23 protein-coding genes and 1 tRNA gene are annotated in these 22,705 nt (G+C 54.9%); 18 read left to right on the top strand and 6 right to left on the bottom strand.

The annotated features are described in order from the left end of the window. Positions 1-151: 151 nt before the first annotated feature. Positions 152-2,482, top strand: a complete 2,331-nt coding sequence (locus tag PHACT_RS02710) for a DUF6351 family protein (protein ID WP_070115801.1) — start codon at positions 152-154, stop codon at positions 2,480-2,482. Between the two features lie 84 nt (positions 2,483-2,566). Here PHACT_RS02710 and PHACT_RS02705 read toward each other — a convergent pair whose 3' ends face one another. Beyond that, the gene (locus PHACT_RS02705) at positions 2,567-2,893 is read right to left on the bottom strand and encodes a hypothetical protein (RefSeq protein ID WP_139141413.1); all 327 of its coding nucleotides are present in this window, start codon (positions 2,891-2,893) and stop codon (positions 2,567-2,569) included. Beyond that, positions 2,868-3,962 (bottom strand): hypothetical protein, encoded by a 1,095-nt coding sequence (locus tag PHACT_RS02700; protein ID WP_139141412.1) that lies wholly within the window; start codon positions 3,960-3,962, stop codon positions 2,868-2,870. The genes PHACT_RS02705 and PHACT_RS02700 overlap by 26 nt, the downstream gene beginning before the upstream one ends. A 293-nt stretch (positions 3,963-4,255) precedes the next feature. Between PHACT_RS02700 and PHACT_RS02690 the strand changes: the two genes are divergently transcribed. After that, a complete protein-coding gene (locus PHACT_RS02690; protein ID WP_070115797.1) occupies positions 4,256-5,128 on the top strand; it encodes a 3-hydroxyacyl-CoA dehydrogenase family protein in 873 nt (290 codons plus the stop codon). Positions 5,129-5,266: 138 nt separating this feature from the next. On the opposite strand, the gene PHACT_RS02685 is transcribed toward PHACT_RS02690, so the two are convergent. Further along, on the bottom strand, positions 5,267-5,644 hold the full coding sequence (locus PHACT_RS02685; RefSeq protein WP_070115796.1) for a DUF2750 domain-containing protein: 378 nt from the start codon (positions 5,642-5,644) through the stop codon (positions 5,267-5,269). 131 nt (positions 5,645-5,775) lie between these two features. Here PHACT_RS02685 and ppnN point away from each other — a divergent pair, with 131 nt between their 5' ends. From ppnN to PHACT_RS02645, 8 genes are all read left to right on the top strand, one after another. Continuing rightward, entirely contained in the window at positions 5,776-7,242 is a 1,467-nt protein-coding gene (ppnN, locus tag PHACT_RS02680; RefSeq protein ID WP_070115795.1) for a nucleotide 5'-monophosphate nucleosidase PpnN, read from the top strand. A gap of 200 nt (positions 7,243-7,442) precedes the next feature. After that, entirely contained in the window at positions 7,443-8,897 is a 1,455-nt protein-coding gene (gene sufB / locus PHACT_RS02675; RefSeq protein ID WP_070115794.1) for a Fe-S cluster assembly protein SufB, read from the top strand. 15 nt (positions 8,898-8,912) lie between these two features. Next, entirely contained in the window at positions 8,913-9,662 is a 750-nt protein-coding gene (gene sufC / locus PHACT_RS02670) for a Fe-S cluster assembly ATPase SufC (protein WP_070115793.1), read from the top strand. Between the two features lies 1 nt (position 9,663). Beyond that, positions 9,664-11,103 (top strand): Fe-S cluster assembly protein SufD, encoded by a 1,440-nt coding sequence (sufD, locus tag PHACT_RS02665; RefSeq protein ID WP_083264286.1) that lies wholly within the window; start codon positions 9,664-9,666, stop codon positions 11,101-11,103. Further along, positions 11,078-12,352, top strand: a complete 1,275-nt coding sequence (locus tag PHACT_RS02660) for an aminotransferase class V-fold PLP-dependent enzyme (protein WP_070118106.1) — start codon at positions 11,078-11,080, stop codon at positions 12,350-12,352. The genes sufD and PHACT_RS02660 overlap by 26 nt, the downstream gene beginning before the upstream one ends. A 57-nt stretch (positions 12,353-12,409) precedes the next feature. Further along, positions 12,410-12,793 carry a HesB/IscA family protein gene (locus PHACT_RS02655; protein ID WP_070115792.1) on the top strand — a complete coding sequence of 128 codons (384 nt, stop codon included), beginning with the start codon at positions 12,410-12,412 and terminating at the stop codon, positions 12,791-12,793. 40 nt (positions 12,794-12,833) lie between these two features. After that, positions 12,834-13,367 (top strand): putative Fe-S cluster assembly protein SufT, encoded by a 534-nt coding sequence (sufT, locus tag PHACT_RS02650; RefSeq protein ID WP_070115791.1) that lies wholly within the window; start codon positions 12,834-12,836, stop codon positions 13,365-13,367. Next, positions 13,367-13,789: a SufE family protein gene (locus PHACT_RS02645; protein ID WP_070115790.1), complete on the top strand. Its 423-nt coding sequence runs from the start codon at positions 13,367-13,369 to the stop codon at positions 13,787-13,789. The genes sufT and PHACT_RS02645 overlap by 1 nt, the downstream gene beginning before the upstream one ends. Positions 13,790-13,826: 37 nt before the next feature. On the opposite strand, the gene PHACT_RS02640 is transcribed toward PHACT_RS02645, so the two are convergent. Genes PHACT_RS02640 through PHACT_RS02630 form a run of 3 tightly spaced genes read right to left on the bottom strand, consistent with a single transcriptional unit; the run spans position 13,827 to position 15,574 of the window. Then, positions 13,827-14,522 carry a tetratricopeptide repeat protein gene (locus PHACT_RS02640; protein ID WP_070115789.1) on the bottom strand — a complete coding sequence of 232 codons (696 nt, stop codon included), beginning with the start codon at positions 14,520-14,522 and terminating at the stop codon, positions 13,827-13,829. Beyond that, complete coding sequence (locus PHACT_RS02635; RefSeq protein WP_070115788.1) at positions 14,519-15,148, bottom strand: tetratricopeptide repeat protein; 630 nt, start codon at positions 15,146-15,148, stop codon at positions 14,519-14,521. The genes PHACT_RS02640 and PHACT_RS02635 overlap by 4 nt, the downstream gene beginning before the upstream one ends. Beyond that, a complete protein-coding gene (locus PHACT_RS02630) occupies positions 15,149-15,574 on the bottom strand; it encodes an SEL1-like repeat protein (protein ID WP_070115787.1) in 426 nt (141 codons plus the stop codon). Positions 15,575-15,721: 147 nt separating this feature from the next. Here PHACT_RS02630 and PHACT_RS02625 point away from each other — a divergent pair. The 8 genes from PHACT_RS02625 (at position 15,722) to PHACT_RS02595 (ending at position 22,694) form a co-directional block, all read left to right on the top strand. After that, a tRNA-Arg gene (locus tag PHACT_RS02625) sits at positions 15,722-15,798 on the top strand. A 534-nt stretch (positions 15,799-16,332) separates the two neighbouring features. Continuing rightward, positions 16,333-16,707: a VOC family protein gene (locus PHACT_RS02620; RefSeq protein WP_070115786.1), complete on the top strand. Its 375-nt coding sequence runs from the start codon at positions 16,333-16,335 to the stop codon at positions 16,705-16,707. A 63-nt stretch (positions 16,708-16,770) separates the two neighbouring features. After that, positions 16,771-17,340 (top strand): cysteine hydrolase family protein, encoded by a 570-nt coding sequence (locus PHACT_RS02615; protein WP_070115785.1) that lies wholly within the window; start codon positions 16,771-16,773, stop codon positions 17,338-17,340. A 12-nt stretch (positions 17,341-17,352) separates the two neighbouring features. Continuing rightward, positions 17,353-17,565 (top strand): hypothetical protein, encoded by a 213-nt coding sequence (locus tag PHACT_RS02610; protein WP_070115784.1) that lies wholly within the window; start codon positions 17,353-17,355, stop codon positions 17,563-17,565. A gap of 58 nt (positions 17,566-17,623) precedes the next feature. Beyond that, the gene (locus PHACT_RS02605) at positions 17,624-17,962 is read left to right on the top strand and encodes a hypothetical protein (RefSeq protein ID WP_070115783.1); all 339 of its coding nucleotides are present in this window, start codon (positions 17,624-17,626) and stop codon (positions 17,960-17,962) included. 47 nt (positions 17,963-18,009) lie between these two features. Continuing rightward, the gene (locus tag PHACT_RS02600) at positions 18,010-19,878 is read left to right on the top strand and encodes a GGDEF domain-containing protein (RefSeq protein ID WP_070115782.1); all 1,869 of its coding nucleotides are present in this window, start codon (positions 18,010-18,012) and stop codon (positions 19,876-19,878) included. A gap of 145 nt (positions 19,879-20,023) precedes the next feature. Further along, positions 20,024-20,233: an EAL domain-containing protein gene (locus PHACT_RS15940; RefSeq protein ID WP_397389501.1), complete on the top strand. Its 210-nt coding sequence runs from the start codon at positions 20,024-20,026 to the stop codon at positions 20,231-20,233. Positions 20,234-20,405: 172 nt separating this feature from the next. After that, the gene (locus PHACT_RS02595) at positions 20,406-22,694 is read left to right on the top strand and encodes a mechanosensitive ion channel domain-containing protein (RefSeq protein ID WP_070115781.1); all 2,289 of its coding nucleotides are present in this window, start codon (positions 20,406-20,408) and stop codon (positions 22,692-22,694) included. Positions 22,695-22,705 lie beyond the last annotated feature (11 nt).

The following is a 22,705-nucleotide window of genomic DNA, read 5'->3' as shown; positions in this document are numbered from 1 at the left end:
ATGAATTTTTTACGTTGCACCGGCTTGTCAGCATAGATACGCGCGAGGTTGAATCTGCTTGCGCTAGCGTTCCAATAATGAATATATTCATGCTAATGTATGACCAACAAGAGTATTAAAAACAACGACAAACACACTCTGGAGATCTGTCATGAGGTCACGCCGCTTACCTCTGGCTGCCTGCGTAGCAGCCTTTACCGCCTTGGTTGCCTGTTCTGATAGTGATCAAACGTCGACGCCGGTCGCGGTGATTGATGACACGCCCGAGCCACTTCAACTGGCAGTTGTGTCCAGCGCGCCTGATCAGGTCAGCGGCGGCAATGTCTTGCTGCGAGTAGAAAATCCCAGCGAGTCCGAACTTGTTTTTTTGAGCAATGGTCAGCTACTGAGCGTTCAGCGGCAGATGTCAGTCGATGGTGAAACCTTGGTATTGCTGGATGGCTTGCAGGTGGGTGCCAACGAAGTTTCGGTCATGAATCCTGGTGGCCTGGAACTGGCAGCCATTGATCTGATCAATCACCCCATTACCGGTCCGATGTTTTCCGGCCCGCAGCAATACCCGTTTGTCTGCAGCAGTGTGTTGGAGTGGGGCGTGCAACCATTGGTGGATCATGATGAAGCCTGGGGGTTTCCGGTGTATGACGATGCCGGCGAAGTCATCGGTTACAGCAAGGATTGCTCGATCGAACCCATCGTCGAATATCATTATATGAATCTGGACGGCGAGTATCATCCGATGCCAACGGACGGTACGCGCCCCACGGACCTGGCACGGACAGTGTTGTCTGATGGCCGTGATGTTGAGTTTATTGTGCGCTGGGAGCGCGGCACCATTAACCGTTTCCTTTATAGCTACGCCATATTGGCTGACACTGATGGCAGTCTGCTTGATGTCAATGATACGGGTACCACCTACTGGAATGAGCGCCTGTTGTACCATTTTGAGGGTGGCGTTGGGGTTGGCCATTTTCAGGGTCGGGTGAGTGCTGAGCGGGCGCGGCTGGCAGCGGCGCTGGCACAGGGTTATGCGGTTGCCTATTCATCGGGAAACCGCACCGGCGAACACTACAACCTGCAGCTTGGTGGTGAAACCGCATTGATGGTGAAAGAGCATTTCATCAAACGGTTCGGTGAACCGGATTATACCGTTGCTATCGGCGGATCTGGTGGTGCCATCCAGCAGTATGTTTATCAGCAGAATCATCCTGGCCTGATTGATGCCGGTGTGCCTCAGTACTCGTATCCGGATATGGTGACGCAGACCATCCACGTGGGTGACTGCGAGCTGCTCGAGCACTATATGGATGTCACCGATCGTGATAACCCGCGCTGGCAGGAGACTAAAGCGCGCAGCCTGCTACTGGGTTTTAATTCAACCGATGCGGTGCCGGACCCATTGGCTGAGGCGAAACAGTCATTGGGTTACAGTTCGGCGCCCGGCTCCAATGAGTGCATACCGGCCTGGCGGGGCCTGACGCCCCTGAGCATGAATCCGCACTACGGTCAGGTGCGCGAACAGGACAAAATGCACCCGCCCGGGATCATGGCTGACGTCAAGTGGACGCACTACGATGATCTGCGCAATATTTACGGTGTCGATGCTCGCGGCTGGGCACGAGTGCCCTGGGACAATGTCGGTGTGCAATACGGGCTGCAGGCGTTGCGTGAAGGCGCCATTACGGAGAGTGAATTCCTGGACCTGAACGCCAGGGTCGGTGGCTGGAAACATCCCTCGGAAATGGTGCAGGAGGGCTTTCCATTTCTGGGTGAGCCGACCGCGGATAATTTTGATCCGTGGAGCCGCCGCAACATGAACCTGTCGGTGGGCAACACGCCGGCGCCCAGAACCCAGGGCGACCTGCAGGCGATTGAAGCGCTCTACGATAGCGGCATGGTGTTTGATGGTCAGTTAAACATTCCTGTCATCGACTGGCGCCACTACCTGGAAGAGGAGCTTGATATGCATAACAGCCATCAATCCTTTTCCGCGCGCCAACGCATCGAGAACCAGATGGGTCATAGTGATAACCAGGTAATCTGGTTTACCGACGCACGTCCCGAACGCGTGTTTGATCAGACCGGGGAGGCGCTTGAGGTGTTGCACGAATGGGTGAGCAACATTCAGGCAAACCCGGACGCGGGCGTGGCGGGTAACCGGCCAGCGTCTGCACAGGATGCCTGTTTTGCCACTGATGGCAGTTTGATCGCACGCGGGGATGATGTCTGGGGTGGGGTGCTGGACGACAATACCACGGGCGCCTGTACTGAAGTATTTCCGTTATACACGACGTCTCGCATCGAGGCGGGTGGCCCGATCGAAGGCAGTGTCTTCAAGTGCGCGCTGAAGCCCCTCGATGTTGCGCTAAGTGATGGCACCTACGGTAACTGGACTCCAGATTCAGGCCAGATCGACAGGCTGCGTGATATTTTCCCGGAGGGTGTGTGTGACTACGCACAGGCCGATCAGGGGCGTCCCGACTGAAGTTGTGCCTCGGGTTTTGTCTATTGGCAATGCCCGAGGCAACTCTTAAAAGTTCAAGAGTTCAAGTGCTGCGCTGACGCTGCCCTAGCGCAGCGCGCGGCGCAACTGCTCGCGATGGAACGCCGAGGTTTCGTCTATGTCGACCACCAGCCGGCATCTGCGCTCCGGAATATTGCTGCCAATGGGCACCTCTGATCGGCACACAATACGCTCCTCCGGTTGCACCATGGCATTGTACTGCTCAACTTCGGCCGGTGTCGGTGGTCGTCTGAAATTGCCCTCACCCGGGGCGACGCAACCTGCCAACACAGTTGCCAGCAAGGTTGTGGTAAAAACACCGCTTACGCCTCCAAAAGCTGTTGTTGCCGATTCTTTATTCCCGACTTTACTGTATGTTCTGAAGCAACTCATGCTGACGATCCTCCGCAAAAAAATCATCCGTGAGTTGTGGTCTGAGCAGTCCTGTAGATGTGTTCATGTCCGACAGCGTCATGGTGTCGGACTCTGATTCCAGTGCCGGCATGTCGTTTGTCGCTGGCAGCATGGTCGAAAAGTAGGGGGCCGGTAACGCCACTGCCTGGCCGAATAATTGGCCTAATACTGGCTCCGCTGACGAGTCGGCCAGCAATGCCCGGTAGGCTTTACGGTAGTAGTCGCGCGCCAGATCCTCGCGGCCAAACATCAGTTGCCAGTCAGCCAGTAAAGTGTTGATGCGGGCCTCGGAGTGGTTGGTGTTATCAGCTGAAGTCTGTAACTGGTAGATGCGCTCCAGCAACTCCTGCCCGATGGCGTAGCTGCGCCTTGTGTATTCGCTGCCTGACATGGACCAGCCACTGACACGTAATGGCTGGTCAGTGCGCGTCTCCAGGCTGGTCAGGCCACGCATACTGGATTCAGTGGTCAGGTAATAATGCAGGGTGGCAATCCGGTACAGCAATGGTGATAGCAGGGCCTGGTTGGCTGGCCTCTGTTCCAGCGCGCTGACCGCCTGCCAGAGCAGGCTTCGTGCCCGGATCAGGTGCCAGGCGCGAAGTTCATCGTCCAGCACCAGCGCAGCGCGCTGATGCCAGTCAGCACCGGTCGCCAGCGCCCCGGCATAACGGTCAGGCTGATGGCGTGATATGCGATGTGTCAACGCACCGTGGTAGTCGAGGTAGTGGTTGAACTGTTGCCAATCCCGCCTGGCCAGATTGGTGGTCAGGAGTCGCTGCAGGACGGGTATCTGCGCTTCATGGAAGAGTCCGCGTTCGGCGCGTATACTCTCGAATGCACGACGAAAGGCAATGTTCGCGGCTTCCAGTTCACCCGCCTGCACCATGCTTTCGGCTGACTCCAGCGCGCGCGTCTGGCTGCCCGTGGTGAAATGGTCGGTGGTTATCGCGCTGTCGGGGGAAGGGGGTTGCGCGAGCACAGGCCGCATCGCGGCAATAGCCGTGACGCAAAGGAGCACCACACAAGCTGACCCACAGGGACCTTTCATGAAAAAAGCTCCGCGGCATGTAAAAGCTTCGCAGCATGCTGACGTTTCTCAGTATGCTAACGCTCCGCGTAAAATTGACGGTCACGCTGACCCTGCTCTGAGGCTAGTCTATTCCCTGAGCATTGTCTAATTATTCGCCAGTGGCGGCCCGCTAGATCATTTCCGGGCAAAATACATGGCATTGATAAAAGGTTTCAGTAAAATAAAGAACAGATATAAAGACGGCCAGAGATGACAATGGATATCGCAGGCTGCCTCTCACTTCACCCATAAACAAGCACAGGAAAAACCTTATGAAACTGGAAGATATCAAGAACATTTGTGTTGTCGGCGCAGGTAATATGGGGCACCAGATCGCTCTGCAGGCCGCGATCGGCGGGTACCGCGTCAAGTGTTCGGATGTGAGTGACGAAACTCTGAAAAAAGCTGATGCCTTTGTTGACTCCTATTTGCCGGGTCGCGTTGAGAAGGGGCGCCTGACAGCGGATCAGGCAAAACAGGCGCGGGCCAACATCAGCTTTGTGAATTCGCTGGAAGAGGCGGCCGGGGATGCCGATTTTGTCATTGAGGCTGCAACCGAAGTGTTGTCGCTGAAACGCAAGATTTTTGCTGATCTGGACCGGATTGCACCCAAACATGCGATCCTGGCAACCAACAGCTCGGCCATTGTCAGTTCAAAGATTGCCGATGCCACGCAGCGACAGGACAAAGTGGTGAATATGCATTTCTTTAATCCGGCGCTGGTCATGAAGCTGGTCGAAGTCGTGAAAGGTGAGCATGTCTCGGATGAAACCGCGGACATCACCATGGCATTGAGCAAAGATCTGCAGAAGGTGCCGGTTTTGCTGAAAAAAGAAGTCGATGGTTTTTTGTTGAATCGCATTTTTGCCGCTATTTCCCGGGAAGCCATGTGGTTGCTGGAAATGGGCGTTGCAGAAGCTGAGGATATTGATAATGCGTGTGTCTATGGCGCCGGTCACCCGATGGGTCCGTTCCGCCTGAACGACCTCACCGGCCTGGACCTGAGCTATATCATGCGAATGGAAAAATTCCGCGAAACCGGCAATCCGGCTGACCTGCCTAACCCGCGTTTGGTAGAGCATTACATGAAAGGCGAGTTTGGCGAGAAAACAGGGCAAGGCTGGTACTCCTACCCCGGCAAGTAAAGAGCTGTCATCGTTGCTGGATCTTCGCTGAAAGCAAGCAGTCAATGCGCATTTACTTTTAGTAAACTGCGATTTCCTGCTAGCTTTCGCTTCGATCCAGCGGCCTCGTCTACGCGCTTGTGGTTCGGGAAATCCTGTTTAATCTGCGGACAGCGCAGCAGCCATGTCTGCAGGCTCCAGCTCCAGGCCACTCATCTCGGTGTCCCAGTTGGGGCCTACCATGGCGTTGTCTTCGTGAATGCCGGGTAGCCATTCGGTGGCAAAGTCCTGCAGCGAAATCGCTTTGGGTTTGTATGTGCTCCACTCGTCCGTGCACAAGGCGGCGGCGTAGCGTTCGTCGGACCAGAAGGGAAAGACTTCGGTCTCTTCAAATTCTACTGACGGGCACAGTGCCCAACCGTCTTCTCCGTGCAGGCCCCAGACCTGACCGGTATGCTGCACTTGCTCCAGAAAAAGTTGATAATTGGCATCTTCGTCTTCGCCAAGCACGGCGGGGGGATTGATGGCTGTGGTCATTGCGCTGTCTCCTGCTGAATGTGTTGGCGCCAGTATGGTCCGGGCCTGCACAGGTCACGTAGTCTTTCGGGGGCGCGTATATTAGCTGATACAGCCTCAGGATACAGCAATTTCAGCACAAGGAAGCAATTATGTCGCACGACCCGTTAGCAACACCGTGTCAGGCCAGTACACTGGATACCTCTGTCAGTCCCACCGGCAGCCTGGAGCTGCTGTCACAGGCGGAAGTGGAGCGTCTGCGTGGCATCGCGCGCGGTGCCCTGTACGAACTGTTCCGTCGCTGCGCGCTGGCGGTGCTTAACTGCGACGATACCTCCGACAGTGCTGAAGAGGTTTATAAGCGCTACCCCGATTTCGAGATCGAGATTGTCCAGCGTACCCGCGGCATCAAGCTGCAACTGCGCAATGCGCCGGCTTGCGCCTTTGTCGACGGGGCGATCATCAGCGGTATTCGCGACCATCTGTTCGCTGTGTTGCGGGACATCGTGTTTGTTTCCAGCGAGCTGTACCGACCGCTGGAGGCCGTTCAGGGTGGCGATCAGGATGACGCCACGCTGCATAATTTTGAAGCCATCCGCTTTGATCAGTCGCATACCGAGGGCGCCGAGGCGATAAAAAGCCTGGTGTTTCATGTGCTGCGCAACGCCGGCCTGCTGCAACCCAAGGTACTGCCGCGGCTGGTGGTGTGCTGGGGCGGTCATGCCATCAGTCGTGAAGAGTACGATTACAGCAAGGCAGTAGGTTATCAGTTGGGTCTGCGCGGTCTGGATATCTGCACCGGCTGTGGCCCTGGCGCCATGAAGGGACCGATGAAGGGTGCCACGATTGGTCATGCCAAACAGCGCATTCAGGGCGGGCGCTATATCGGTATCAGCGAACCGGGCATTATTGCTGCTGAATCCCCAAATCCCATTGTCAATCATCTGGTGGTGTTGCCGGATATCGAAAAACGCCTGGAGGCCTTTGCCCGGCTTGGTCATGGCATTATCGTCTTCCCTGGCGGCGTCGGCACGCTGGAGGAAATTCTGTTTCTGTTAGGCACGCTGATGGACCCGGCTAACGCTGATGTCTACGTGCCTGTTGTGTTTACCGAGCCTGCGATTAGCCGGGGTTATTTCAGTAAAGTTGATGCGTTTCTGGTCAGTACCCTGGGTGAAAGGGTTCGGGCGTACTATCAGATAGTGGAAGACGATCCGGTGCAGGTGGCAAGGGCCATGAAGTCGGGTGTCGAAAAGGTCGCCCGAAACCGCCGTAGATCACGCGATGCGTATTACTACAATTGGTTGCTCAATATCCCGCAGGGCATGAAGGACCCGTTTGAGGTGACCCATGCCAGCATGTCGGCACTTAAACTGACCCGGGACCTGCCGGTGGAGGCGCTGGCAGTCAATCTGCGGCGGGCCTTTTCCGGTATTGTTGCGGGTAATGTCAAAGACAAGGGTGTGCGCCTGGTCCGTCAGTTCGGGCCGTTCGAACTGCGCGGAGAGCGCGCCATCATGGATGCCATGGACAGCCTGTTGCGTGACTTCGTCGCTGATGGGCGCATGAAGATACTCAGAGAACAGTATAATCCTTGTTATACTGTACACCCTTTGTAGGGGGCTCCCGCGGCCGGCCTGACCGGCGTAATACTTGACTAAATTAGTCGGATAATGAATAATTCATGCCCTGTAATCGCCATTCTGGGTGCATTTGCAGGCATTTAGTTGCAGTTTTCAGCATAAGGTTTCGATATCAGGCTCCAGTATCAGGTTTTAGTGCCTGGTTTTAGTATTGGGTTTTAGCAAAGAGGTTTTTCATGAGTGAACAGGTGAGTGGCAACGCACAGGTAGAAGACCTGATGCGCAAGGATTACGCAGCCGGGTTTCACTCCGCAATTGAATCCGATACGCTGCCGCCCGGGCTGGATGAGGACACGGTGCGCTTTATTTCAGCACAGAAAGAAGAGCCGGAGTGGATGCTGGAATGGCGTCTGAAAGCCTACCGCGCCTGGCGTGAAATGGCAGAGCCGACCTGGGCCCATGTGCACTATCCGGAAATTGATTTCTCCTCGATTTCCTATTATAGCTCGCCGAAAAGCATGAAAGACCGGCCCAAAAGCCTGGACGAGGTCGATCCCGAGCTGATTGCCACCTACGAGAAGCTGGGCATCCCCCTGCACGAACAGGAAGCTTTGGCGGGCGTGGCGGTGGACGCGGTATTTGACTCGGTATCGGTGGTCACCACCTTCCGTGAAAAGCTATACGAAGCCGGTGTGATTTTCTGTCCCATTTCCGAAGCAGTGCACAAGCACCCGGAGCTGGTGAAAAAGTACCTGGGCTCAGTGGTGCCGCAAAAAGACAATTTTTACGCGGCTCTCAACTCTGCCGTGTTCTCCGATGGTTCGTTTGTTTATATCCCCAAAGGCGTGCGCTGCCCCATGGAGCTGTCCACTTATTTCCGGATTAACGAACTCAACACCGGCCAGTTTGAGCGCACACTGATCATTGCCGAAGAAGGCTCACATGTCAGCTACCTTGAAGGTTGCACGGCGCCCATGCGCGACGAAAATCAGCTGCACGCAGCCGTTGTCGAACTGGTGGCGCTGGATGATGCCACCATCAAGTACTCAACGGTGCAGAACTGGTATCCTGGGGACAAGAACGGCAAAGGTGGTATATACAATTTTGTCACCAAGCGCGGCATTGCCCACAAAAACGCACGTATCTCCTGGACGCAGGTAGAAACCGGCTCGGCAGTGACCTGGAAGTACCCCAGCTGTATTCTGAAAGGCGACAACAGTGTGGGTGAGTTTTATTCGGTGGCGTTGACCAACAATTTTCAGCAGGCCGATACCGGCACCAAGATGATTCATCTGGGCAAGAACACCAGTTCCACCATTATTGCCAAGGGCATCTCTGCCGGCCGCAGCAACAGCTCCTATCGCGGGCTGGTGCGAATGAATCCGGGTGCAGAAGGGGCGCGTAATTTTACCCAGTGCGACTCATTGCTGATCGGCGACCAGTGCGGTGCCCACACCTTCCCCTATATCGAGAATCGCAATGCCTCGGCCGTCATTGAACATGAAGCCACGACCTCAAAAGTCAGTGATGACCAGATGTTCCTGTGTCAGCAGCGTGGTCTGGATGCGGAAAAAGCAGTGTCGATGATCGTGAACGGTTTTTGTCGCGAAGTATTTAAAGAATTACCCATGGAGTTTGCCGTTGAAGCCGGCAAACTGCTCGAAGTCAGCCTTGAAGGCTCGGTTGGATAAAACGGAAAACGAATTATGCTCCAGATTAACAAGCTCAACGCTCAGGTCGAAGACAAACAGATTCTGCATGACCTGAGTCTGAACATTAAGGCCGGCGAAGTTCATGCCATCATGGGACCCAATGGGTCCGGCAAAAGTACGCTCGGCAATGTACTGACTGGGCGCGACGGTTACGAAGTGCTGTCCGGTGACATCGAGTTCAATGGCAAGAACCTGCTCGACATGGGCATTGAGGAACGAGCCCGCGAAGGCATGTTTCTGGCGTTTCAGTATCCGGTGGAAATTCCCGGCGTCAGCAACATGGAGTTCCTTAAGGCGGCCGTTGACGCCCGACGCAAACATCAGGGTCTGGAGGAGCTATCGTCGTTTGATTTCATGAAGCTGGCGCGCGAAACCAGCAAGCAGGTGAGTCTTGATCCGTCATTTCTTAAGCGTGGCGTTAACGAAGGTTTTTCCGGCGGCGAAAAGAAGCGCAACGAGATCATGCAGATGATGTTGCTTGAGCCCAGTCTGTGCATTCTGGACGAAACCGATTCCGGCCTCGATATTGACGCACTGCAGGTGGTTGCCACGGGTGTAAACGCCATGCGCAGTAGCGATCGTGGCTTTATCGTGGTGACGCACTATCAGCGTCTACTGGATTACATTGTGCCTGACTTTGTGCACGTGCTGGCTGGTGGCAAAATTGTAAAAAGCGGCGATAAAGAGTTGGCCAGGGAACTGGAAGCCAAGGGTTATGGCTGGCTGGAAAGCGAGGTCGCCTGATATGTCTGCAAGTGTAACGCCTGCGGCTGAGTTTCATCAGCACGCACTGACGCTGGCTGCCGCGCAATCGGCGGCAATGGCCAGGGACAACAGCAGTCCTGCCTGGATGACCACCTTGCGCGAGCAGGGCGCGGCCGATTTTGCCCGCACCTCGTGGCCCGGCCGAAAAACCGAACAGTGGAAATACACCAGCCTGCAGTCGTTTCAGGATTTCCTGGCCGCCGACTGGGGTTCTGCAACGGTTGCCGCCACAACCGTCGATGCCGATGCAGCAACCTCCGGCTCCGCCGTCAGCAGCTCGCTGTTGACGCTGTCTGCCACGCGCCTGATTTTTGTTGATGGCGTGTTTGATGCAGAGGCATCCGATGCCATGCCGTCAGGCACCACTCTGTTCAGTCTGGCTGATGCTGCCGCCGAAAAAATTATCGCTGACAACCTGGGGCGCGTTGCCGGCAGTGTTGACGCTCAGCGCCGCAATCTGTTTGCCATGCTTAATAACGCCTGGACGCGCGACGGCCTGCTGGTGCATGTGCCGCGCTCGGTGACACTGGAAAAACCCATTTATATCGCCCATGTGTCGTCCGCGCCATCGACTCAGAGAACCGACGCGACGGTTGCCAACCAGCGCGTGCTGGTGGTAATGGAAGAGGGTAGCAACGCCCAGATAATTGAGCATTACATTGGCAGCGAACCCGGACAGCCGGCGTTTGTTAATGCACTGACGGAAATACAGCTCGGTAACAATGCGCAATTGCACCACACCCGTCTGAATATGGAAGATGAAGCTCTGTCCCATGTGGGCGGCGTGCATCTGAACCTGCAACGTGATTCGCGTTTCAGCGGATTTACCATTGCCGAAGGCAGTCGCCTGAAACGGATCGATTACCAGATGAACCATTGCGGGCAGGGCGCCGAACTGAAGCTGGACGGTGTCTATCTGGCGCGCCATAAACAACTGGTCGATTATCACACCACCATTGAGCACCGGGTGCCGCATTGCACCAGCCAGGAAGTCTTCCGGGGCATCATCGGTGACAAAGCCAAGGCGGTTTTTAATGGCCGTATCCATATTCACAAAGACGCGCAGAAAACGCTGGCGGAACTGAATAACCGCAACCTGCTGACTTCAAATTCCGCAGAAATTGACACCAAGCCGGAACTTGAAATTTATGCTGACGATGTGCGTTGTGCCCACGGTGCCACCATCAGTCAGCTTGACGAAACCGCCTTGTATTATCTGCAAAGTCGCGGCATCAGCCCGGCGCAGGCGCGTGTCATGCTAAGCTTCGGTTTTATCAATGAACTGTTGCAGGGACTGCCTCACGAAGACATCAAAACCGCGCTGGGCACACATCTGAGTGCCCTGTTTGCCGCTGACCGCGCGCTGGTCAGTGATGTTGCATTGGCTGATGTTGATGCAGTTGAAAAAGGGCGTGCCTGAGGTGGGCGATAATACGACAGCCGTGGCTGGCGGATTCGATGTAGAGCGTGTGCGCGCGGATTTCCCCATCCTGCAACAACAGATTAACGGACACCCGCTGGTGTATCTGGATAACGCGGCTACGACACAAAAACCACGTGCGGTTATCGACGCCATCAGTGACTATTACTGTTACGACAACAGTAACGTACACCGTGGTGCCCATACCCTGAGCGATCGTGCCACTGCAAAATTTGAAGCCGCCCGGCAGAAAGTTGCTGACTTTGTTAATGCCGAAACCCCGGCCCAGGTTATCTGGACGCGGGGAACCACAGAGGCCATCAATCTGGTCGCAGCGAGTTGGGGTGGTGCCAACCTGAAAGCGGGTGACCGGGTACTGGTGTCAGCCATGGAGCACCATTCCAATATTGTGCCCTGGCAACTGGTGGCGGAAAAAACCGGTGCGCAGGTAGACGTGATTCCGGTTGATGAGAGCGGAACGCTGGACCTGAAAGCCTTTGCCCTGATGTTGGATCATCGTGTTCGATTGGTGTCGGTAAACCACGTGTCCAATGCGCTGGGTACCATCAACCCGGTGGCCGAGATGATAGCTCTGGCCCACGATGCGGGCGCGCTGGTGCTGGTGGACGGAGCTCAGGCCATAGGACACTGGGCTGTAGATGTGCAGGCACTGGGTTGTGACTTTTACACATTTTCCGGTCACAAACTTTTTGGTCCCACTGGCATTGGTGTGTTGTATGGCCGACGCGAACTGCTGGATGCCATGCCGCCGTATCAGGGCGGTGGTGAAATGATCGAGACTGTCAGTTTTACCGGCACGACCTACAATCAGTTGCCATATAAATTTGAGGCCGGTACTCCCGACATCGCCGGTGTCATCGGGCTGGGCGCCGCCATTGATTACATCAATGCGCTTGATCGCCGCGCCGCCGCCGCACATGAAGATGCCTTGCTGGCCTACGCGCGTGACAGGGCATTGCAGGTGCCCGGATTGCGATTGATCGGGACAGCGACTAACAAAGTGGCAGTGCTCAGTTTTGTACTGGAGGGCGTGCATCCATCAGACCTGGGTATGCTGATGGACCAGCAGGGCATCGCCGTGCGCACCGGTCATCATTGTGCGCAGCCGTTGATGGACCAGTACCAGGTGCCGGGAACGGTGCGTGCAAGTTTCACAATTTACAATACATTCGAGGATGTGGATCGTTTGTTTGCTGCGCTGGATAAAGCCAGGGGCATGTTGCTCTAGCTCAACTTCCGGTAATTCAGTTAAACAATTGGTCGACATCAAAAAGAGGGTAATACCATGGCTGTAGAAACGTTTGATCCGCGTACTGCTGCCACCACGCGGGTGACAGATGCACCGGTGACAGTAAGCCCGGCGGCAGTCGAACACTTCCGTCGCCAACTGCAGAAAGACGGCGGCGCACGAGCTGTTCGCCTCAGCGTCAAGGAAAGTGGCTGCACCGGTTTCATGTATGTGGTTGACCTGGTGCCTGAGATGGGCGCTGATGATATTCGCCAGACCCTGGACGAGGGCGTAGAGTTGATGATCGATCGCGGCAGCCTGGGCGTGGTCAATGGCACCGAGATTGATATAGTCACCGAAGGCGTCAACCGCCAGCTTCGTTTTCAGAACCCGAACGCCAAGGACCATTGTGGCTGCGGTGAAAGTTTCAGTGTTGGCTGAGCAGCCAGCACCAAGAGCCTTTGGGCAGAGAGAATAGAACATGCAGCGACAGATGGTTGTAGCGCAGGCCGATTGCCCGGCACGACGCGTGCCGGACGGCACACCGGTTACAATTGCCAAAGACAGTTTTGTCAGTATCACGCAGGCACTGGGTGGTAATTACACGGTGGTGCATAACGGACAGATGCTGCGTGTGGATGGCACCGATGCCGCCATCCTCGGTTTGCAGCCGGAAACGCTGAGTTTTCCTGAGCCTGATGACGACCGCATTAACGAAGATCAGGTGTGGGAAGCGCTGGGCACTGTTTTCGACCCGGAAATTCCGGTCGACCTGGTCAGCCTCGGACTGATCTACAAAGTCGTCATTGATCAGGACAGTCATAGCGTCGACATTGACATGACCCTGACGGCGCCTGGCTGTGGCATGGGACCGGTGCTGGTCGGCGATGTCGAATACCGCGTACGCAAAGTGCCCAACGTGAGCACCGTCAATGTGGATCTGGTATTCGATCCTCCCTGGAGCCGCGACATGATGAGCGAAGAGGCTCAACTGGAAACAGGAATGTTCTTTTAATGAAAGAGTTTGGTGTAGACATTACCACGGACGACATCATCGACACGCTGGCATTTTTTGACAGCTGGGATGACCGCTACAAGTACATCATTGACCTGGGCAAAGAGCTGCCGCCGCTGCCGGACAGTGAGCGCATTGATGAAAATATAATTCGCGGGTGCCAGAGTAAAGTGTGGCTGAGCGCCGGGCAGCGCGAGCAACACTTGTACTTTCAGGTCGACAGCGACGCCTTTATCGTCAAAGGCCTGCTGGGTATCGTGATGGCTGCCTACAACAGCAAGACACCGCAGCAGATTCTGGACTTTGATATTGAAGCGTATTTCGCCGAAATCGACCTGATGCGGCATCTGAGCCCGACCCGGGGCAGTGGTCTGCAGGCAATGGTCGCACGCATCAAGACTATTGCCGCAGCGTCAGTCTGACGACAGTTGTTTAACCTTTAAAACACTGAGTCGTTTATCAGCTCCGATACTGCAACACCCATTCAGCATAAGCCTGCTGTGCCCGGACCAATTGCTCAGGTGTCATCATCTGTTGCAGCCGGGTAACCAGGGCGGTAGCGCCATTGGCTTCGTTGTCGCGAGCCAGCCTTGCCCACTTGTAAGCCTCGCCCAGATCCTGCTGTACACCTTCGCCAACTTCATACATGGTCGCCAGGTTGTACTGCGCCCCTGCGTGTTCATATTCCGCCGCTTCCTGATACCAGGTGGCCGCCTGCACCAGATTCTGCCGGCGGCTGAAAAGGGAGAGTGGCCATACCTGCATCAACGCCGAGTTCACGCCCTGGCCGTTGTAATACATGGTGGCGACGTTAAACATTGAGTTCAGGTGGCCCTGTTCCGCCGACTGCAGCAGCCAGTGGTAAGCGTCCTCATAACTCTGCTCAACGCCCTGGCCGGTGTAATACATCACGCCGAGATTGTATTGCGCCAGGTGCAGGCCTTCTGCCGCTGATTGCCTGAACTCTTCTAATGCGGTGGCATAGTCGCCTGCCTCAAGAGCCTCCACGGCAGCATAATAATCGGTGTAATCCGGCAGCTCGGTGTCTTCATCGGCAATGGTGATCTGCGCCTGTGCGGGCAGGTGGGGAGTCAACAGCAATACAAGCAGGATGGTCGCTGTCCGCAATGTGTCAGTAAAGAAGGTAGTTCTCATGGGGTCTCTGGTGAGTCGAAGTCGGTGGCAGTCTCATTGTTCTGACGCTGATTAAACGTATCAATCCATTGGCGCGCCTCGGCCTGCATAGCCTCAACTTCATTGGCGGGCAGCAGTTCCTGCACCAGCACCGCGTTGGCCGCAGCTTCCTTGACGCCGGCGGTCCCGGCGAGCGTGAACCATTTGTATGCCTGGGGTACGTTCTGTGGTACGCCAAGCTGGCCGTTAAACAACAGCACGGCCAGAGTATATTGAGAAGGCGGGTCACCGTTCTCGGCCGCGCGCACAAACCAGGTGACGGCCTGCTCCGGATCCCTGACCACGCCGATGCCATTCAGGTACATCACGGCGATGTTGTACTGGGCATTGGCGTTGCCATTCTCGGCTGCTCGCGTAAACCAGCGCAGGGCAGCAAAATTGTCCTGCTCGACACCGTTGCCCTCAAGATAGCGGTTGGCGAGGGAAAACTGGGCGTCGGGGTCGCCGCTCTCGGCGAGGTTGGTTAATGACGTTATGGCTGCCGGCGATGGCGCCGTCGCATCAGCGGCCATTGCCGGGATCGCCAGCAGCCACAACAGGCAGACTGCCACACGGGACAGGCGCCGCCAGCTGTCGGCCAAGGTCACTCAGAAGCCTTGAGCGTCGTACAGGGCGTCAGTGTCATCATCGGCAAATACAATGCGGTTGGCATCTTCCAGCCAGCTCAGCGCCATCTGTTCGCCCTCGACCAGTTGCGCTTCGGTAATGCTTTCACGCAGTGTTTCCAGCGTGGGCAGGGTGGAGCGCAAGCCATTGGTGTATGCCAGTGTCAGCCATTTGATGGCTACTACCGGGTCCGGCCGGGTACCCTGACCGGTGCGATACATATTGCCCAGGCGCTCCTGAGCGCGTGCATGGCCATTGTTGGCGTCAACTTCAAACGCCAGTAACGCCTGCTGGTAATCACCTGCCTCGTAGGCAGCAATGCCGGTGGCGTAATCCGCAGACGCCGGCATCGCCATTGTCAGCAGGCTACCAAGCGCCAAGGCACTGAGAGTGTGTGTAATTTTCATGATTTGTTTCCCGACTCGACAGCATTGGATTCAGAGCCCAATCTTATCACGGCCACAGTACAACAGGAAAACCGGCTAAAAATAATGCATTTAAGGCAAAAAGGGCTTTGAAAATTCTCCTATTTATATATAATACGCACCTCTTTCGCACCCGTAGCTCAGCTGGATAGAGTACCTGACTACGAATCAGGGGGTCGCACGTTCGAATCGTGCCGGGTGCACCATACAGAGACACAAAAAAGCTCGCCTAGTGCGGGCTTTTTTGTGTCTGCACGGTTTACCCGCCTCCGGTAGAGCTGCCCATTTTTGATAAAAATCATCGCTTTTTAAGCGCCTGCCAGGGTGGCCTATGCGGCTTGAGGGTCAATCATCCGGGTGCGCCATAGTAAATGTGGGTTGCGGCCGACGCCGGCACTGACATGTCGGCACTTACTAATAATTTCATAAGACATTTCGCCAACTTAGCGTCCATCAGGTGTTGTCTCCAGCGGGCTCACAGTTTCGGGTCCTCAAGCGAGAGCAGGTGAACCGAAAGGGATATCGGACCATGGTTATGGCCAAAGCAGATATATTTAATTACATTGAGCGCTTCTAAAAGCGTCCGAAGCGATGCCGGGCAACGAGTGATTGAGCGTTTTCAGCTCTACTGGAACCGGACGTGCAACCTGGGTCGAATCCTGCCCCATTATTGAAGGTGTCGTGTTTTCGGGTTATCCAGGAGTAAAATAACAATGACTTAGAATCGAGAGCGACAGCTTATGAACCTGAACCAGGTTACGTTACCTTCTACCGACATACTTAGATCCATTGAGTTTTATTGCGGCATGGGGTTTATCCTCATCGTGGACTCGCCAGAGTATGCCAGGTTCGAATGTCCAGATGGACACTCTACCTTCTCGGTGCATCTGGTATCAGAGACGATGAACAACTCCAATGTGGTTGTGTATTTCGAATCGTCGCGACTCGATGAACTGGTGTTGGAACTGCAGAATAAACGATACAAGTTTGACCAGACCCCCAAAGACGAAGAGTGGCTTTGGCGCGAAGCCCGGCTGAGGGACCCGGATAACAACACCCTATGCCTTTACTACGCCGGCGAGAACAGACGATTTCCTCCCTGGAGAGTGGAGTAACGTGTCATCAGCAAATGGAACCCGAAACAGAATCCCCTGACGGTATTCAAGATTGGTGAAAAAATGACCGAACAACCAGTATCCCTGATAATCATTGACATGCAACAGGGCATGAAAGGATCCGCCGCGCGGCCACGAAACAATCCTGACGCTGAAAATAATATACAACAGTTGCTCATGGCATGGCGCGGCGCAGACTGGCCTATCGTTCATGTGCGGCATATTTCACGAAGTCCGGATTCTCCATTCTGGCCCGGCCAGCCGGGTGCCGCGTTTCAGCCTGAACTGGCCCCGGCAGACAACGAGCACATTGTCGAAAAGAATGTTCCCGATGCCTTCATCCTGTCGGGGCTGGAGCGATGGTTGCATGTCCGCGGGATAGGCCGGGTGGTGCTTGTTGGTGTCAGTACCAATAATTCGGTTGAGGCGACTGCCCGTACTGCTGGCAACCTGGGATTTGCGACGCTTGTGGTGTCGGATGCTACTTTTGCGTTCGACAAAAATGACTATACCGGGGTGCCGAGGTCGGCTGATGAAGTCCATGCCATGTCGCTGGCAAATCTGGACAAAGAATATGCTACTGTGATGTGCACAAAGGATGTGCTTAAACAGTTTAAACTTCAAGCCGGATAGGTCGGAGGTGGTATGAAAAGCGCAAGAATAGCCCTGTTGTTGATTGTGGCCTGCCTGTTGGCGCTGTCTGGCTGCAGCAACAGGGGCGTTTACGAAGGAATTCAGGCCAGCAACCGGCTTGAGTGTCACCGGTTGCCGCCTTCACAATTCGACGATTGCATGCAACGTGCGAACAAGTCATTTAATGAGTATGAAAGAGAGCGGCAGGCAGCCACCGGTCAGTAGGTAGTTCGCAGCGCAATGGACGGTGAGGCATGCGAAAGTTTCCAACAGGGAGGGCGACATGAATAGCCCCGAAATATTAGTCATCAGCATAAATTTTGTTGTGGCGTTGTTGGCGTACCTCGTCATTTACCCGTTGCTGTGTGGCGCCAATATCTGGCGAATTGCGTTGAATGATTTGTTGGCTTCCGGGACAGTGCTTTTGATCGCGGGTAGTCTGTATTCAGGTAGTGGTCACGAGTTCAGCCTGCTCTTCTTTTCTGTTAACTGGTTCTGGTTTGCATTGCTTAGTTATGCAGCGATAGAAACCCCGTTTATGCTCTGGTATTTCAAAAAGTATCGGGTCTGGGACACATTTAAATACAACAAGAGTTCGCCCGGCTCCAGGGATTCGTCTTGACGGGGCCTCTCGGAAACCAACGACCGGATTCCCGCCCGCGCTCCCTGATGCGCAGTGTCTTGCTACGCATCGTGCTTGCGGCCACGCTTGTCGTGGGTAGTCTGACCATGCTGGCGTACACGTTTATTCAGACCGAGACGCAAACCCGTCTGCTCGATAACCTGAGCGACTGGGTCGTTGAGCGTGCCCGTAACGACAGTGTCATCTTTGAGCTGGCCAGGGACAACCTGGCGCGCTTCAGTCGCGAGTTTATCAGGCTTTATACGTCTGACGTGACCGTGACCGAGGAGGAGTTCTGGTCATACTACGAGACTGATCAGGACAATGCTGTACGCATGCGTCGTGAGTTCTACGATGGCGTTTATGCCGAGGACGGCCTCTACTATGAAGGCCTGACCAGTTTTATCGGCAATAATCAACCGGTTGACGATGCTGACCTGCAGCGCCGTCTGGTACTTTCCACCCGTTTGTTGGCGCAGCTGGGGCCGGCCTGGATAAACCGGTTTGAAAATGTTCACGTTACATTCCCCGAAAATGCCATTGCGCTCTATGCCCCTGGCACGCCATGGGGGCTGGAAGCTGCTCCTGATCTGCCGATGAACGAGCTTGGCGTCATTCGCTCCATGCAACAGTCAGAAAATCCCGGGCGGGAGCCAGGTTGGAGCGGACTGTATTACGATGAGACGGCGCAGGAATGGGCGCTTACCTACCAGGTGCCCCTGGACCTTGAGGGCAGGCATCTGATAAACCCCAGCCACGATGTGTCACTGACAGAAGTCATGAATAAACTGGTGACAGATACGCCTGATGGAGGCTACAACCTTATCTTTCGCAGTGATGGTTTTCTGGTTGCACAACCTGCGCCACCTGCGTCGGATCGACGCTGGGTAGGGCAGATGTCACTGGAGACCATAGATGACCCTGCGGTCGTCAGAATTTACGAACTGATCGACGCAGCAACGGCGGGCAGTCCAGGAACCGTTTCCTTGATCCAAAATGAGGTAGATGACACCTGGCTGGCGGTCAGCGAACTGGCAGGACCAGACTGGTGGTTTGTCTCGGTCTATCCGGGGGCCATGATCAGAAGTTCGGCCAATCAGGCGGCAGCAGCCGTTCTGTCCACAGGCACACTGCTGTTAGTGCTGTTGGTCGTTATCATTGTTTTCATCATCCGCCGTGATGCCGAACGGCCATTGGCTCAGCTACACGAGGCCGCGCAGCGCGTCAGTGGCGGAGATTATGCTGCTGTTGCTGAAGGACGAGTGAGCTTGCCACGTGATCTGGGCAATGAAGTCGGGCTGTTGGCGAATACGTTTTATGACATGACGGTGAACATTCGCGATACACAAAACACGCTGGAGCGACTTGTCGCCGAGCGTACGCAGGAACTTGAGGCAGCCAACAGCAATTTACGTGAACTGAGTCTGATGGACGGCCTGCTGGGAATCCACAACCGGCGTGCATTTGATCGTGATCTGGAGCGACTATTTGCCGAAGCGAGAAGTGGTCACGGCAGCTTTTTTCTGATGCTGATTGATGTCGACTATTTCAAGCTTTTTAATGACAGTTACGGTCATACCCAGGGCGACAAGGTGCTCCAGCAGATAGCACAGGCCATTACGCGCAGTATCCGCAATGACGACAGGGTGTATCGTTACGGAGGAGAGGAGTTGGCTGTACTATTTACTTGCACCAGTGCCGAACCTACGCGGTATGTGGCTGAACGAGTCATGACATCGGTGCGACAGCTGGAAATCGAATTCTCCCGGTCAAAGCACGGCGTTGTCACGATCAGTGCCGGGTTGGCGAAACTGCACGACAGGCATACGCAGCCGGTAGATATTGTGCGCGAGGCTGACAGCTTACTTTACGAATCCAAGCACAAAGGGCGCAATAAACTGACCATCAGCGGCTGATTTTAGCTGCTGGTAGAGGCCTCATGAAACGCCATATGCGTGTGTTCGGGCTCTCAGAAGTAGATGACCGATTTGTCAGGTCGATGGAACTCAATGTAAGTATTTTATTGGACGATTTTATAACCGGGTATTCCAGTTACGTTATTTGAAGCGTTTTCCGATCGACAACCTCAAAATAGATAAGTCGTTTATTGCGAAAGTGACGACAGACACGCACTGTGAAGTCATCGTTAACATTTTAATTGTCATGATGCACAGTCTGGGATTAAAGGTCATCGCCGAAGCTGGCGGTTTGAGCTGTCTCGGATTCCCCCTGTTGACGACTCGGTCTGCCGGAGCCGAATATTCAGAGTGATCCAGCGCGGTGCTATTTGCGTAGGGTTCAGTTAGGATACGTAGTGTGTAACACTGTGAATTCATCATACGCGTGCATGGAGCCGAACCCTGTGACCTACCTTAATTCGTTGAGGACAGTGAAAGCTTTCCTTTTTCTTACCTTACTCACATTTTTCTATATTCCAACTGTAATGGCCGCAGAGGCGCCAGAGTCATCGGGCAATGCCGACGCCAGTGGTGACAATACCTCGTATGCCTATCTTGCCGACATTCTTCAGGATGATGCCGCACGTGAGCGCTTGATCAACGATCTACGGGCGCTGGCCGCAGGAGAGAGTCCTGCCAGCACAGAAGGTGCCGCGAGCGAGGAACCGACTGAGGAACGCATTTCGCCGGCCCGTCGCATTGCGGACACTTCGCGTGACTTTGCCGAGCGCTTTGTCGGTGAGATTACAGATGGGGTCAATGCCGTAGGCAACGTGTTCAGCGGCGGTGGTGCGCTGAATCTTGATGAGCTGATTGAAACCGGTATCAGTCTGCTGATTGTCATTGCGGTGACAGTGGGCCTGCTATTGGTACTGCGACTCGCGATACGGCCGCTGTTTGCCATGGCCAATCGCTGGGCATTGCAGGATGCAGCCCGCAGTGCCATGTTGCGGAAACTGGTTGCCGTCGTCGGGGCTGCTGTACTCGATGTCGCGGTAATCTTGCTGGCTTATGTCGGTGGTTACCTGGTGGCGCTGTTTGCACTCGGCATCACGGGTGAGATGGATATCTATCAGTCCCTGTTTCTTAATGCCTTCCTGTTGATCGAAATATTTAAAGCCCTTATTCGCGGTCTGTTTGCCTCGCGTGATGACGGTTTGCGCATGTTACCCATGAGCGCTGAACAGGCGGCGTACTGGAATGCATGGCTGGCGCGTCTCAGTGGGTTTATCGGTTACGGCATTCTGTTTTTGGTGCCGCTGGTAAACGCGATGTTGTCGCCCGACGTAGGCCAGTTGGTAGCACTGGCCGTCATGTTGCTGGCGTTTTTGTATGCGCTGGCCATTATTCTGCAGAACAAGGCGCCGGTAACCCAGCAGATTGAGCAGCGTGCGAGTCAGACAGAACTGGCATTCAATCGGCTTTTGCTGGGTATGCTCGCCAAGTCCTGGTACGTGGTTGCAATCATCTATTTTGCCGCATTGGCACTGGTGACCGTTGCCCGTCCTGAGGACGCTCTTCCCTTTATGCTGGCTGCGTCATTACGCACGTTACTGGCAGTGGGTATCGGTCTGTTTGTCTCCGTGGTTCTGAGTCAGTTGATCAGTCGCGGATTCCATCTGCCTGCAGAAACGCAGGCGCGGTTCCCCATGCTGGAAGATCGCATGAACAGCTTCCTCCCGACAGTCATGAAAGTGGCACGGCTGATTATTCTGATCGTGGTGGTGGGCCTCGTTGCAGATGCGTGGGGCTTATTCGACCTGGCGCAATGGACGGCGTCTGAAGCGGGTGCGCGCGTGCTGGGCATCGTCATATCGGTCGCATTCATCATTATCATGGCGATGCTGGTCTGGATCGGGTTAGCCAGCTGGATTGAACAGCGATTAAATCCGCAGGGCGATACGAGCGCGCCCAGTGCCCGCGAAGCGACACTGCTGACCATTTTCCGCAACGCGGTAGCCATCACCATTATTGTGATGACCCTGATGATTGTGCTGGCGGAGATCGGTATCAACATTGGCCCGCTTATCGCTGGCGCCGGTGTTCTCGGTCTGGCCATCGGTTTTGGCGCGCAAAAGTTGGTGCAGGACATTATTACCGGTGTCTTCATTCAGCTTGAAAATGCCATCAACAGCGGCGATGTGGTCAGTGCCGGCGGCGTCACAGGCACCGCGGAAAAGCTGACCATACGCTCGCTGGGTATCAGGGACCTGTCCGGCACCTATCATCTGATTCCGTTTTCTTCCGTGGATACGGTCGCGAACTATATGCGCGAATTTGCCTACCATGTCGGCGAATATGGCGTGGCTTATCGCGAAGATATCGATGAGGTTATCGTGCGGCTGCGTGAAGCCTATGCAGAATTGATTGCAGACCCAGACCAAAAAGCCAATATTCTGGCAGAGCTGGAAGTGCATGGGGTCACCGCGCTTGCCGATAGCTCAGTGAATATCAGGGTACGAATAAAAACTCTGCCTGGCGCACAGTGGGGCGTGGGCAGGGCCTATAACCGACTTGTGAAGTACCATCTGGATGCGGCGGGTATAGAGATTCCGTTCCCGCACCTGACCATGTATTTTGGCGAGGACAAGCAAGGCAAGGCACCGGCGGCGCCGATCACCATTGAGTCAGCTTCGTTGTCGTCACTGGCACAACCGGACGATGATGACGCGGACGAAAAGGATGACGCCGGTACCAGTAAGCGCAAAACCAGCAAAAAAGGCGCCAAAACCAACGCCAGGAAGGGTCGTGATTTCGACGACGCAGACGACTGATGTCTGGCAGG

Source organism: Pseudohongiella acticola (assembly GCF_001758195.1).
In the GTDB taxonomy this organism is placed as follows: Bacteria; Pseudomonadota; Gammaproteobacteria; order Pseudomonadales; family Pseudohongiellaceae; genus Pseudohongiella; species Pseudohongiella acticola.
This window is presented reverse-complemented; position numbering and strand designations above follow the sequence as displayed.

Bases quoted from the DNA above. Each gene is read 5' to 3' on its own strand.
- PHACT_RS02710 (WP_070115801.1), top strand. From the start codon at position 152: ATGAGGTCACGCCGCTTACCTCTGGCTGCCTGCGTAGCAGCCTTTACC.
- PHACT_RS02705 (WP_139141413.1), bottom strand. From the start codon at position 2,893: ATGAGTTGCTTCAGAACATACAGTAAAGTCGGGAATAAAGAATCGGCA.
- PHACT_RS02700 (WP_139141412.1), bottom strand. From the start codon at position 3,962: ATGAAAGGTCCCTGTGGGTCAGCTTGTGTGGTGCTCCTTTGCGTCACG.
- PHACT_RS02690 (WP_070115797.1), top strand. From the start codon at position 4,256: ATGAAACTGGAAGATATCAAGAACATTTGTGTTGTCGGCGCAGGTAAT.
- PHACT_RS02685 (WP_070115796.1), bottom strand. From the start codon at position 5,644: ATGACCACAGCCATCAATCCCCCCGCCGTGCTTGGCGAAGACGAAGAT.
- ppnN (WP_070115795.1), top strand. From the start codon at position 5,776: ATGTCGCACGACCCGTTAGCAACACCGTGTCAGGCCAGTACACTGGAT.
- sufB (WP_070115794.1), top strand. From the start codon at position 7,443: ATGAGTGAACAGGTGAGTGGCAACGCACAGGTAGAAGACCTGATGCGC.
- sufC (WP_070115793.1), top strand. From the start codon at position 8,913: ATGCTCCAGATTAACAAGCTCAACGCTCAGGTCGAAGACAAACAGATT.
- sufD (WP_083264286.1), top strand. From the start codon at position 9,664: ATGTCTGCAAGTGTAACGCCTGCGGCTGAGTTTCATCAGCACGCACTG.
- PHACT_RS02660 (WP_070118106.1), top strand. From the start codon at position 11,078: ATGCAGTTGAAAAAGGGCGTGCCTGAGGTGGGCGATAATACGACAGCC.
- PHACT_RS02655 (WP_070115792.1), top strand. From the start codon at position 12,410: ATGGCTGTAGAAACGTTTGATCCGCGTACTGCTGCCACCACGCGGGTG.
- sufT (WP_070115791.1), top strand. From the start codon at position 12,834: ATGCAGCGACAGATGGTTGTAGCGCAGGCCGATTGCCCGGCACGACGC.
- PHACT_RS02645 (WP_070115790.1), top strand. From the start codon at position 13,367: ATGAAAGAGTTTGGTGTAGACATTACCACGGACGACATCATCGACACG.
- PHACT_RS02640 (WP_070115789.1), bottom strand. From the start codon at position 14,522: ATGAGAACTACCTTCTTTACTGACACATTGCGGACAGCGACCATCCTG.
- PHACT_RS02630 (WP_070115787.1), bottom strand. From the start codon at position 15,574: ATGAAAATTACACACACTCTCAGTGCCTTGGCGCTTGGTAGCCTGCTG.
- PHACT_RS02620 (WP_070115786.1), top strand. From the start codon at position 16,333: ATGAACCTGAACCAGGTTACGTTACCTTCTACCGACATACTTAGATCC.
- PHACT_RS02615 (WP_070115785.1), top strand. From the start codon at position 16,771: ATGACCGAACAACCAGTATCCCTGATAATCATTGACATGCAACAGGGC.
- PHACT_RS02610 (WP_070115784.1), top strand. From the start codon at position 17,353: ATGAAAAGCGCAAGAATAGCCCTGTTGTTGATTGTGGCCTGCCTGTTG.
- PHACT_RS02605 (WP_070115783.1), top strand. From the start codon at position 17,624: ATGAATAGCCCCGAAATATTAGTCATCAGCATAAATTTTGTTGTGGCG.
- PHACT_RS02600 (WP_070115782.1), top strand. From the start codon at position 18,010: ATGCGCAGTGTCTTGCTACGCATCGTGCTTGCGGCCACGCTTGTCGTG.
- PHACT_RS02595 (WP_070115781.1), top strand. From the start codon at position 20,406: ATGGCCGCAGAGGCGCCAGAGTCATCGGGCAATGCCGACGCCAGTGGT.